The sequence below is a fragment of the Pseudomonas sp. Pmew2 genome, from assembly GCF_058129885.1.
This window is the reverse complement of the sequence record NZ_CM176702.1, coordinates 5,074,763-5,085,851: the sequence shown is the minus strand read 5'-3', so window position 1 is coordinate 5,085,851 and position 11,089 is coordinate 5,074,763. Positions and strand designations below refer to the sequence as shown.

Genomic DNA, 11,089 nt, shown 5'->3' with positions numbered 1-11,089 from the left:
GATATGTTTGCCTAGGGTCTGTTCCCGTTTCGACGTAACCCATTGATCTCTATGAGAACAGGCCCGTATTGTTGGAGTTCTCACACAACACCAATACGAGCCTGCAATGCCCCGATTAATGCTCAGTGATGAGCACTGGCCGAAGCTTCGAGAAATTTTGCTGCACGAATCGATCTACAACAAGCGAGATTTGCGCACCACGGTTGAAGGCATGCTGTACCGCATGCGTGTGGGTTGCCCTTGGCGAGACCTGCCGAAAGCGTTTGGAAACTGGAGCAAGGTCTACAAGCGGTTCAATGCCTGGTCTGCTTCAGGCAAGTGGGTCAAGGTGCTTGAGGTGCTGATGACCGATCCTGACATGGAGTGGGTTTTCATTGATGGCAGCTATGTAAAGGCTCATCAGCACAGTGCAGGTGCTGCCAGCACGCAGGACCAGGCCATCGGAAAAAGCCGAGCCGGTAACACCAGCAAGATTCACCTGGCTGTAGACGCTTGTGGGCTGCCCATTGCATTTGACGTGACCGGAGGCCAGACCAATGATTGTTCGCAGGCGGCCTCGTTGATTGCCAAGATGCCCAATGCAGAAGTGATCATTGCGGACAAGGGCTACGACACTGAAGCGATACGCGCTCAGGTCGAGCAGCAAGGCAGCAAAGTGGTGATTCCACGAAAGCGCAATTCTCTGAAAGGGAACGCAGATCTGGACAAAGGGTTATATCGCAATCGACATCTCGTAGAAAACGCCTTTGCCCGGTTGAAGCATTTCCGGGCGGCGGCTTCTCGGTTCGACAAACTCAAGAGAAACTATGAAAGCGTCATAGCAATGGCCTGCGCTTTTCTGTGGCTGCCAATGTGAAACGGGAACAGACCCTAGAGTGGCAGGTTCGGCCGCTGTAAGGTCTTCGACCCTCTGGCTCAATATCTGAGCAAACCTGCCTGATCGCGATTGCGGGAGTGTTTCAAGACCTGCAGGTCGGTTGGTATTGATGGGTTTGACTGTTGCGGTGTTTACGATGTTTTCCATTGCTCTATGGCTCCTGTTGTCTAGACGCAACAGAGCAAGCGCAATGCCAATATTGATATATTAGTTTGGTCCTACACGCTTGAGCCGAGTGGGCAGGGTGTTAATTTTTTTGGCCTACAGAGACGGCCTACATGAGATTTTTTGAAACGCTGGCAACGTTTGTTCTTTAGCGGCAACCGCTTGCCGACTGTCAGGTAGACGAGTTTGGTCATGGTTGTAAGGCTTGAGGTTTTTGTTTGTAGGAAGCTTCTTTATAGCTATATTTTTTGCAGGGTTTTGATTCGTCTGATAGCATTCGCTCTCTTTTCAAAGGGATATGAAATGTCAGATTTAATATATGCGCCACCGAAAGCCAGCCTGGAAAAAGATGAAACGGACAGTAGAGGTCCGGAATTTTATGTCGTGTCTCTAAAGAAATTCTTCATTCTGTATCTTTTGACATCGGGCTTTTTCGCGATTCACTGGTTTTATCGAAACTGGTCGCTGAACAAGAAATTTTCAGGCAGTAAGGTGTGGCCCGTTGCGCGTGTGATCTTCGCCGTTATTTACGCCTTTCCACTATTTCGCACTGTGGACAAAAGTCTGCGGCGACAGGGGCGTGGTCACATGGCGTACTGGGCGATTAGCGGCCTGGTGTTGCTGGCGTTGACTATTGCGGGGATGGTGCTTTCGCAAGGTGTTTCCGGGAATGTGCAATTCAAACCGGTCGGCGGCTGGCTGGTATGGGCGGTTCTGCTGGCCACTGCGCAAACATTTAATTTAATGCTGGTGCAGTCGAAGATGAATGCCGCGGCGCTTGATCCAGACGGAAGTACCAACTCAAGATTGACATGGGCCAATGGCCTATGGATTCTTGCCGGGTGTGCTATCTGGTTGATGAGTATACCGACCTACCTCTCTGCGTCTGCTGCAGCGTAGATACTACTGACGCCAATTGAAGTGCCGAACAGATCATTCATTACCTATTCGGCACTCTTTCAGGCTTTGTCGTCACTCAGCCAGTCAATCAGAGTAATCAGCCCAGGTCATTGACCAGTTGGCCGATCACTTCACCTACCTTGGCCAGGTCCGGAGCAGCCAGGCGATGTTCGTCGGCATACGAATACGCCACGCTGAACAGACCTGCTGTACGTGGGGAGTAAGACGGAGCGTCTTTCTCGAAAACACGATTGGTTGCTTCGGCGGTCAGGGAGCTGGAACTGATGACCAAACGTTCTTCCGGGTTATTTACGCCGTTGATGTAAACGTTGTCTGGATTGATCGACCATTCGGCCAGTTCACTGACCAGAAACGCACGAATTTTTTCTTCGATTGTGGCGTGTTTAGCGGCAAATGCAGCAGGGTTTACTGGAGTATTCATGATTTAACTTCCTTGTTAAGTTCATGTGTCGCATGTTCGATGGAAGCGGACTTCACATGAACGGGTTGTTTGAGGCTCTATTGAGCCTCAGTTGACAGGGCCTTGTGCGGTAAATATATATAGCGAGTGATTTTTATCAGATAGTCCGGGCCGTATTGCGCGGCCCGGTGATATTTCGGGGTTCAGCCTCGTGCCTGCGTCACCGGCAATGCATCCGCCCCGCGTTCGCGCACCCAGAACAATGTCGCACCGGCCACTGCGGCGGGCATCATCAGCAGGTTGACCACCGGGATCAGCAAGGCGACGTAGACAATGCCGCCGAAGCTCAGGCTTTGCCAGCGCTTGCTTTTCAGCCAGCCGAGCATTTCGTTCCAGCCCAGTTTGTGGTTGTCGGCGGGGTAGTCAATGTACTGGATCGCCATCATCCACACGCCGAACAACAGCCACAGCGGGGCGGCTATTATATTGGCCACAGGGATGAACGACAGAATGAACAGCCCGAGCATGCGCGGCAGCATATAGCCCAGCTTGCGGGCTTCGCGGGCCAGGGTACGTGGCACCATGGCCACCAGTTCGGCCCAGCTGAAATCCGGTGAATCGTCCACGCCACGAACCACGGCTTCGACTTTTTCGGAGAGAAACCCATTAAACGGCGCGGAGATGATGTTGGCGACCACGGTGAAGGTGAAAAACACCATCAGCAGGACCAGCACCACGAACAGCGGCCAGAGGATATAGCTGAGAAAGCTCAGCCAGTGAGGGAGCGTAGGCATGAAGGTGTCGACCCACAGCTCGAACTGGTGCACCGCCAGATAGATCAGGCCGCAGAACAACACCACATTGATGCTCAAGGGCAGCAGGACGAACAATCGCAAACCAGGACTGAGGACCAGTTTCAGTCCCTCTCTGAGGTATTGCGGGTCGGTAAGGGCGGGCGCGGGCATGGCAGTCTCCAGGTGCTTGAAAGGCGTGACCTTACCGGCTTTGTGATGCCATGAAAGAGTTGATGGCTGTCGGCGCTCAGCACCATTCCCCGAGCCCTGAACGCGCTTGCCGGGGCCGGATGTTCGCGCGAGTACACTGCTGTCGGTCAGTCACCCTATAGAAGTGACCTATGGGGTGGATTGTGAAACGATATTTCCTTAACCTTTGCTACCCCGATAGGCTTGGCACCAATTTCAGGACCTGTCTCAGGAGTCAGAACTTTCAGGATCCGCCGAGTGAATGGCACTTCCCCAAGTGTTTCGGCGGTCCTTTTTTATCCAGCTGTTTCGATTGCGGCTTGAACAGTCGGTCGACAGGAGTGTGTCATGTCAGACGTACGTCATTCCCGAGTGATCATTCTCGGTTCCGGCCCTGCCGGTTACAGCGCTGCGGTTTACGCCGCCCGCGCCAACCTCAAGCCTCTGCTGATCACCGGCATGCAGGCTGGTGGTCAGTTGACCACCACCACTGAAGTCGACAACTGGCCGGGCGACCCCCATGGCCTGACCGGTCCGGCTCTGATGGAGCGTATGCGTGAGCATGCCGAGCGTTTCGAGACTGAAATCGTCTTCGACCACATCAACTCCGTTGATCTGGCCGGCAAGCCGTTCAGCCTTCAGGGCGATAGCGCAACCTACACCTGCGATGCACTGATCATCGCCACCGGTGCCAGCGCCCGTTACCTGGGCCTGCCTTCGGAAGAAGCGTTCATGGGCAAGGGGGTTTCTGCCTGCGCCACATGCGATGGCTTCTTCTACCGCAACCGTGAAGTCGCGGTAGTCGGTGGCGGTAACACGGCGGTGGAAGAAGCGCTGTATCTGGCCAACATCGCCAGCAAGGTGACTCTGGTTCACCGTCGCGAAACCTTTCGCGCCGAGAAGATCCTGATCGACAAGCTGCACGCACGTGTCGCCGAAGGCAAGATCGAGCTCAAGCTCAATGCCACGCTGGACGAGGTATTGGGTGACAACATGGGCGTGACCGGTGCGCGTCTGAAGAAGAATGACGGGACCAGTGACGAGCTGAAAGTCGACGGCGTATTCATCGCCATCGGCCACACGCCGAACACCTCGCTGTTCGAAGGGCAACTGGCTTTGAAAGATGGCTACATGGTTGTGCACGGTGGCCGTGAAGGCAATGCGACTGCTACCAGCGTTGAAGGTGTATTCGCGGCCGGTGATGTGGCTGACCACGTATACCGTCAGGCCATCACCTCGGCTGGTGCAGGCTGCATGGCGGCACTGGACGTCGAGCGTTATCTGGACGGTCTGGCAAACGCCACGTTCTGATTGGCGTCCCTCCAGGCCTCTGCAACCAGGTTCTCGTGCCAATGCGTTGGCACGAGAACCTGTCAGCTCAAGCCTTGCGCTTGAGCGGCTTTCACACCTGCCAGCCCATACTCGATCAGCGCACGGATATTGCCGTGGTCGCTGCCTTCAGGTGTGGCTTGCACCGAGCGGTAGTGCTCGCCAAATGCCAACAGTGCCTCTTCATCGCTCAAACCTTCCAGCAATGCCAGGCCTAGCGTCTTGCAAGACCCTTCGTTTTGCCCGGCAGCATTGTCGACGGCGCCGTTTCTGAACGGCCGAGGCTGATAATCGTAACTTTCTGCGATAAAGGCCAGGGTATCAGCGAACACATGCTCGCCGCTGCGCAGGCTGGTGCGCAGCGAGTTCAGATCAGTCATGTTTGGGTTCCTTGGCGAACGCCGCTTGTTGTTCGGCGTTTGCTTCTTTCTGGTATTGAGCTTTCCACTCGCTGTACGGCATGCCGTAAACCACCTCGCGAGCATCATCGAGGCTGATGTCGATGTGCTTTTCATCGGCGGCGGCCTTGTACCACTTGGACAGGCAGTTACGGCAGAAACCGGACAGGTTCATCAGGTCGATGTTCTGGACATCCTTGCGGCTGTCCAGATGCGCGACCAGGCGACGGAATGCTGCAGCTTCGAGTTCGAGGCGTTCTTGCTCGGTCATGACGGGCTCTTTTCAATAGACGGTTCGCGTCATGATAAGAGTTTCAGCGTTGACCGGCGAGCGTGATCGATACCGATTCGGCAAAGCGCAGCGCATGCGGCTTGTCGACTTCCACTTCTGCGTAGGTCACGGCCTTGTGGCTCATCACCAGGTCCAGCACTTCCTGTGTCAGTCTTTCCAGCAGAGCGAAGCGGTTACCCTCGACATGCTGAATGATGGCCTTGGTGATGGTGCGATAGTTGAGAGCATGCTCGATGTCGTTGTCGCGAACGGCTTCCTGTGCGGCGTAGAGAATAGTCAGATTGATCAGCACATCCTGCTTGTTGACGATTTCGTCTTCGTTGATACCGATATATGTGCGCAGGCGCAGGTCCTTGACCCGGATGCGCGCGGTGCCAGGTTCGAGTCTTGCCATTATTGTCTGCTCCGTCCGATCAATTGCAGAAACTCCATGCGGGTGGTGCTCGAGTCACGGAAGGCCCCCAGCATCACTGAAGTGTTCATGGTCGAATTCTGTTTTTCGACACCGTGCATCATCATGCACATGTGCTTTGCCTCGATGACCACGGCTACACCTGCCGCCCCCGTGACTTGCTGAATGGCATCGGCAATCTGCTTGGTCAGATTTTCCTGAATCTGCAGGCGGCGGGCAAACATGTCCACAATGCGCGCGATCTTCGACAGGCCCAGCACTTTGCCGGTAGGGATATAAGCCACATGCGCCTTGCCTATGAATGGCAACAGGTGGTGCTCGCAGAGTGAATACAGCTCGATATTCTGGACAATGACCATCTCATCATTGTCGGATGCGAACAGGGCGCCATTGACGATTTCGTCGACGCTCTGGGTGTAGCCGTGACACAGATACTGCATCGCTTTGGACGCGCGTTTCGGGGTGTCCAGAAGGCCTTCGCGGTCTGAATCTTCACCAAGGCCGAGCAGAATGTCTCGATAGTGCTGGGGCAGGGACGAACTCATCAGAATGTTCCTCGGGGCGGCTTACTTGACGTGCCGTCCGCCGTTTACGGTCAGTGTTGTGCCGGTGACATAGGTGCTGTCCAGAAGGTAACGCAGGCTCTGGTAGATCACTTCTGCACCAGGCTCTATGCCCAGAGCCGATTTGGCCAGGGCGTTGGCGCGGTAGGCCGCATCGTCCTTGGGTTGAAACATCAACAGCGCCGGTGCTATGCCGTTGACTTTGACAAGAGGGGCGAACCGGGCAGCGAAGGACAGCGTCAGGCTTTCCAGGCCGGCCTTGGTTGCGCAGTAGGCGATGTGCTTGCTGCTGCCCTTGCGGGTCACGTCATCGCTGATATGCACGATGTCAGCGACTTCACTGGCGGTCAGCAACGGCTCACAGTGCAGATTGATCAGGTAGGGTGCCAGCATATGTACGCTGAACATACGCGTGAAGTTATCCGCTTCCTCGCCCGGGGTTTCTGCCAGCCACTCGGATGCATTGTGTACAACGGCACGCAGGCTTGAAGTCTGGGTTTTCAGTAGATCGATGAACGCCATGATCCCGGTTTCGCACGAAAAATCGCCGTAGAGGGCCACCGCTCCGGCCTGGCGCAGTTCCGTCACGCTTGCGTGTTCAGTGCGATAACTGATGATAACCCGATGCCCATGCTCAAGCAGTCGCAAGGCGCAATGCAGGCCTACGCGCTGGCTGGCTCCGGTGATCAGAATCGGTGCAGAAGATAATGTCATCGACAGCTCATGTATCGGTTATCCACAGTGGACGGGGATTGTACGGTCGATTGCTTCTTCCGGTTTACAGGAAAAGTTATACCAGAGAATTTTTTTGTACAACCCTGGGCGGGAGCAAGCCTTTGCAAGGCAGCGTTGCAAGGCACTGCCCAAGGGCATGATGAAGAGGTGAGGTTGTCAGAGGCGGCGAAGACCTGTACCTAAGTGCGGGGGTGTACAGGTCTTTTCGATATTACCGAGGGGATGGCGACTGTGCCGGGCGCGCAGGTGCCGCTGGCGTGCTCTGCAGCCAGGGTGCGAGCAGGCGCGTGGACAGGGGAATGAACAGGTAGACCATCAGCGGGGTAAGCACCGCTGTACTGATCATGATGCGCGGCAACAGGTCCAGATGATTGAGCAGCGGGCCAAGCAAGAAATTGAAGATCAGTGACACGGGAAAAAACGCCAGCCAGATCGCGACAGCCTGTTTCCAGCGTGGCGGGCGCTGATCGATTGCGCCGAACCAGCCATCAATACCACTGACGCGATGTTCCGAGGGTTGCGCGAAAAGACCGCTGCCGCGCACCAGCCAGGAGCGTCGAGAGGCGGAATGCTCCCAGGCGTGCATGGTGTGCTCATCGGTAAAGCGGAAAATGATCTGAAATTCATCATCGCCAGGCGGAGGCGCCAGCACCCCGGAACCCAGATACCCCGGGAAATCCGTGGCCAACTGTTCGCCTTCGTGCAGCCAGGCCATCATTTCATGGTAACGACCCTGTGCCACGCGGCGGGCAACCATCAAGGTGACGGGTGAGGTAGACATTGTGTATCTCCGGTAGAGGCGTGAGATTCCCGGGTAGGGAGGTCACATGCCGCGATCCGGGGTGGTGGGTCGCGACAGCTTCACTTGAAAAGCAAGCAAGGATTATTCCTGAAACGCTGACGGACCGGTAGAGCTTTGCGGTGTTGGCTGATTACTTGTGCAGGGAAGGGTGCTTGCGGCGATGCTCTTGGAGGATGTACTGACGCAAGCGCTCGGCGTCGTCCTTGCCATGCTTGCTGAAGTGATAGGCACCGAAACTGTGTTCGGTCATTCGCTCCAGCTTGCCGCGCATTGGAATAGGGGCCTGACCTGGCGGGTTGAACCAGGCGGAAAAGTTTCTCGGCAGCTTGCCTTCCTTGCGGTACTCAAGCAGCACCCCCTTGAACGACAGCTCGTGAACCCAGAGCGCCGTCAATGCACCCTTTTCGGTCTCAAGCGGGATTGGCTCTTCAAGCACGAGCCGCCAGGGGCGAATCTTCGGGCCTTCCTCGAAAATACTCGGTGCGCCCAGTTCCAGATGCAGCGCATGGAATTCGTCCTCGACCAGATGCAGAGGGAAATTCATCTGCTGGTTTTCGAACTGCGCATGGATCGTGACCTGCTCGTGAGCAGCCAGACGTGTCAGCAGATCCTGAATCTGAACCCCGCCATTGACCAGAAGGCTACGCGTGCTGTCGCGCACGTTCAGCTTCGGATTGCGCTGCATGCTCTGGATAAAATCCAGTTCAGCCTGTGTGAGGAGAGAATCAGGTTGCATTGGCGGAAAGCTCGGTCTGACCGGTTATTGAGAACAAAGACCATTGATTCCGCAAGTTGTTCGGACCGCTCATCATATTTTTCCATTTTAATATTTCAACTTGGCTGTGCTTTTTCCGTGCCGGCCAAAGGCAAAAGGGTCCGTAGAAAATTCAGATGGCATTCTAGGGCATAATGTTTCACTTTTTTTCAGCTGCTGCAGGAATAGCCATGAAAGTTGCCATCGTGTGTGGAACGGTTTACGGATCGGCCGAAGAAGTTGCCAGACACGCCTCTGCACTGTTGCGTGCCGCTGGTCACGAAACACTCGTCAACCCTAGGCTCGCGTTGCCTGATGTGCTGGCTTTCGAGCCTCAGGCCATCCTTGCGGTGACGTCGACCACCGGGATGGGTGAGCTGCCCGACAACCTCATGCCTCTCTATTCAGAGCTTCGTGATCTTTTGCCTGGCCAACTGCGTGGCTTGCCGGGTGGTGTGATCGCATTGGGTGATGCCAGCTACGGCGACACCTTCTGTGCAGGCGGCGAGCAGATGCGTGAATTGTTCGCTGAACTGGGTGTGAATGAAGTGCAGGACATGCTGCGTCTGGACGGAAGTGAAAGCGTAACCCCGGAAACCGACGCCGAGCCTTGGCTGGCAGCGTTCATCAAACACCTGGGCTGAAATCATCCCGCTGCTTTATTGCGCATGATTCAGCACTGCGCGTGTTGATTGTGACTGGCAGGTACCTGGACGACACTCATCGCAACGTTTCCTTTGATCCTGGAGCCTGCGATGAGTGAGTCAGTGCGTTTTGAAGATAAAGTCGTGATTGTGACGGGCGCAGGAGGCGGGCTGGGAAGGGCTCATGCGCTGCTGTTTGCAAAGCACGGCGCGCGAGTAGTGGTCAACGACCTGGGCGGTTCTGCCCATGGCGAAGGGGCCAGCGCTTCTGCTGCTGATCGCGTTGTGGCCGAGATTCGTGAAGCCGGTGGCACCGCTGTGGCCAACCATGACTCGGTGACCGACGGCGGGCGCATAGTGCAACACGCGCTCGATGCCTTCGGTCGCATAGATGTGCTGGTCAACAACGCTGGCATCCTGCGCGACAAGACCTTCGCCAAAATGGAGGACGCCGACTGGGACCTGGTTTACCGCGTCCATGTCGAGGGCGCCTATAAGGTCACACATGCCGCCTGGCCATACCTGCGTGAGCAGAACTACGGGCGGGTGATTTTCACTTCATCGACATCCGGCATCTATGGCAATTTCGGCCAATCCAATTACGCAACCGCCAAGCTCGGGCTTTACGGACTGACTCGCACCCTCGCGCTGGAAGGCCGCAAGCACCGGATTTTCGTCAACGCCATAGCCCCGACCGGGGGCACGCGCATGACCGAGGGGCTTATTCCTGCCAACGTATTCGAGCTGCTCAAACCTGAACTGATCAGCCCGTTGGTGGTGTATCTGGGCAGCGAACAGTGTCAGGACAGTGGCGATCTGTTTGAAGTGGGCGGCGGCTGGATCGGCAAGGTCCGTTGGGAGCGCAGTCAGGGAGCATGCTTCGACCCCCAGGCGGGCTTCAGCCCGGAGGACGTTGCTGCACAATGGCAGACGATTGGTGATTTCGATCAAGCCGCGCACCCCGCCGACAATATCGAGGCGTTGAAAGAAATGATGGCCAATCTGCAAAAATACGCTAATTAAGCAGGTTCTGAGATATGCGGCGGCTTTGGAAAAGAAGTCTCTGTTTGGTGCACGACTTTATAACTGGTTAATTATTTATCGGAATTTTTACCGTGTTCTGTAAGAACTGTCTTTTGGCTTTGTAGGTTTGGTATGGATTTCTGTACAACTATTCATTAAGCAGCTTTTACTCCGATATGAAGTTTGAACACATTCATATAGGGAGTATCACGTGGGAAGAACAATGTGGGGTGACCTGCCACCGGTCACTGTTGCTGCGCCGCCTGAAAGACTCAAGCTCAAGAAGGCCGCAGCGCAGGTCAGTCAGGTGTTGCAGGAGGTCGGTGAGAATGCCGTTGCGCTCAACTCGCTGGCGATGGAAAAACGCAAGATGAAGCCACTGTTCAAGGGTTTCAACCCCGAACAGATTACGCCCAAGGATCTCAACAGGGCAGGAATGATCTTGTACAAGTTCGGGATGATCGACAATCATACGGCCGAACTCATGAGTCGAGCGGGCGATGAGTTCGACAAGAAAGGCAAGCTGGTCGACCCGAGCAAGGAAATCAATGCGCTGGAGTTCTTTGCCAATCGGATCATTGAAATGAAAGAAAAGGCAATGAGCGGAGACCCGTACGCCAAAGTGTTATTGCCTGATTACATTCGAACGATTCATATCATGCAGAATCTTCAAACGTTTGCCGAGTCTGGCGACAGTCACGAGATGCGCAAGATCAAGGATATGGAAAACAAGGGGCTGGTCAAAAAAACACCAAACGCCAAAGCGTGAGGGTGTCTTGATACTAAAACGT

At 55.2% G+C, this 11,089-nt stretch carries 15 protein-coding genes; 6 read left to right on the top strand and 9 right to left on the bottom strand.

The window, feature by feature from the left end:
• The first annotated feature begins 106 nt into the window (after positions 1–106).
• Both AC4ANK_RS23535 and AC4ANK_RS23530 read left to right on the top strand, forming a co-directional pair.
• Positions 107–856 carry an IS5 family transposase gene (locus AC4ANK_RS23535; RefSeq protein WP_460382697.1) on the top strand — a complete coding sequence of 250 codons (750 nt, stop codon included), beginning with the start codon at positions 107–109 and terminating at the stop codon, positions 854–856.
• Between the two features lie 489 nt (positions 857–1,345).
• On the top strand, positions 1,346–1,942 hold the full coding sequence (locus AC4ANK_RS23530; protein ID WP_002552208.1) for a hypothetical protein: 597 nt from the start codon (positions 1,346–1,348) through the stop codon (positions 1,940–1,942).
• A 97-nt stretch (positions 1,943–2,039) separates the two neighbouring features.
• Here the strand turns inward: AC4ANK_RS23530 and AC4ANK_RS23525 are convergent, their stop codons facing one another.
• Complete coding sequence (locus AC4ANK_RS23525; RefSeq protein ID WP_002552209.1) at positions 2,040–2,384, bottom strand: hypothetical protein; 345 nt, start codon at positions 2,382–2,384, stop codon at positions 2,040–2,042.
• Between the two features lie 182 nt (positions 2,385–2,566).
• Positions 2,567–3,328: a sulfate transporter CysZ gene (gene cysZ / locus AC4ANK_RS23520; protein ID WP_460384360.1), complete on the bottom strand. Its 762-nt coding sequence runs from the start codon at positions 3,326–3,328 to the stop codon at positions 2,567–2,569.
• A 366-nt stretch (positions 3,329–3,694) separates the two neighbouring features.
• Between cysZ and trxB the strand changes: the two genes are divergently transcribed.
• Entirely contained in the window at positions 3,695–4,657 is a 963-nt protein-coding gene (trxB, locus tag AC4ANK_RS23515) for a thioredoxin-disulfide reductase (RefSeq protein WP_002552211.1), read from the top strand.
• Positions 4,658–4,719: 62 nt separating this feature from the next.
• Here the strand turns inward: trxB and AC4ANK_RS23510 are convergent, their stop codons facing one another.
• The 7 genes from AC4ANK_RS23510 to AC4ANK_RS23480 all read right to left on the bottom strand — a co-directional run bounded on the left by AC4ANK_RS23510 (position 4,720) and on the right by AC4ANK_RS23480 (position 8,613).
• The gene (locus tag AC4ANK_RS23510; protein WP_002552212.1) at positions 4,720–5,055 is read right to left on the bottom strand and encodes a HopJ type III effector protein; all 336 of its coding nucleotides are present in this window, start codon (positions 5,053–5,055) and stop codon (positions 4,720–4,722) included.
• Positions 5,048–5,344, bottom strand: coding sequence for a DUF1244 domain-containing protein (locus AC4ANK_RS23505; protein WP_002552213.1), 297 nt, complete (start codon positions 5,342–5,344; stop codon positions 5,048–5,050). Before AC4ANK_RS23505 ends, AC4ANK_RS23510 begins: the two co-directional genes overlap by 8 nt.
• Before the next feature lie 43 nt (positions 5,345–5,387).
• Entirely contained in the window at positions 5,388–5,759 is a 372-nt protein-coding gene (gene folX, locus AC4ANK_RS23500; protein ID WP_002552214.1) for a dihydroneopterin triphosphate 2'-epimerase, read from the bottom strand.
• Positions 5,759–6,322, bottom strand: coding sequence for a GTP cyclohydrolase I FolE (gene folE / locus AC4ANK_RS23495; RefSeq protein ID WP_031595168.1), 564 nt, complete (start codon positions 6,320–6,322; stop codon positions 5,759–5,761). Before folE ends, folX begins: the two co-directional genes overlap by 1 nt.
• Positions 6,323–6,343: 21 nt before the next feature.
• Positions 6,344–7,054 (bottom strand): dihydromonapterin reductase, encoded by a 711-nt coding sequence (folM, locus tag AC4ANK_RS23490; RefSeq protein ID WP_002552216.1) that lies wholly within the window; start codon positions 7,052–7,054, stop codon positions 6,344–6,346.
• 232 nt (positions 7,055–7,286) lie between these two features.
• Positions 7,287–7,856: a putative antibiotic biosynthesis monooxygenase gene (locus AC4ANK_RS23485; RefSeq protein WP_002552217.1), complete on the bottom strand. Its 570-nt coding sequence runs from the start codon at positions 7,854–7,856 to the stop codon at positions 7,287–7,289.
• 151 nt (positions 7,857–8,007) lie between these two features.
• On the bottom strand, positions 8,008–8,613 hold the full coding sequence (locus AC4ANK_RS23480; protein ID WP_002552218.1) for a hypothetical protein: 606 nt from the start codon (positions 8,611–8,613) through the stop codon (positions 8,008–8,010).
• A 209-nt stretch (positions 8,614–8,822) separates the two neighbouring features.
• On the opposite strand from AC4ANK_RS23480, the gene AC4ANK_RS23475 reads away from it, so the two are divergent.
• The 3 genes from AC4ANK_RS23475 (at position 8,823) to AC4ANK_RS23465 (ending at position 11,067) form a co-directional block, all read left to right on the top strand.
• Positions 8,823–9,275, top strand: a complete 453-nt coding sequence (locus AC4ANK_RS23475; protein ID WP_002552219.1) for a flavodoxin — start codon at positions 8,823–8,825, stop codon at positions 9,273–9,275.
• A gap of 111 nt (positions 9,276–9,386) precedes the next feature.
• Positions 9,387–10,298: an SDR family oxidoreductase gene (locus tag AC4ANK_RS23470; protein ID WP_005733204.1), complete on the top strand. Its 912-nt coding sequence runs from the start codon at positions 9,387–9,389 to the stop codon at positions 10,296–10,298.
• Positions 10,299–10,521: 223 nt separating this feature from the next.
• Entirely contained in the window at positions 10,522–11,067 is a 546-nt protein-coding gene (locus AC4ANK_RS23465) for a hypothetical protein (protein ID WP_002552220.1), read from the top strand.
• Positions 11,068–11,089 lie beyond the last annotated feature (22 nt).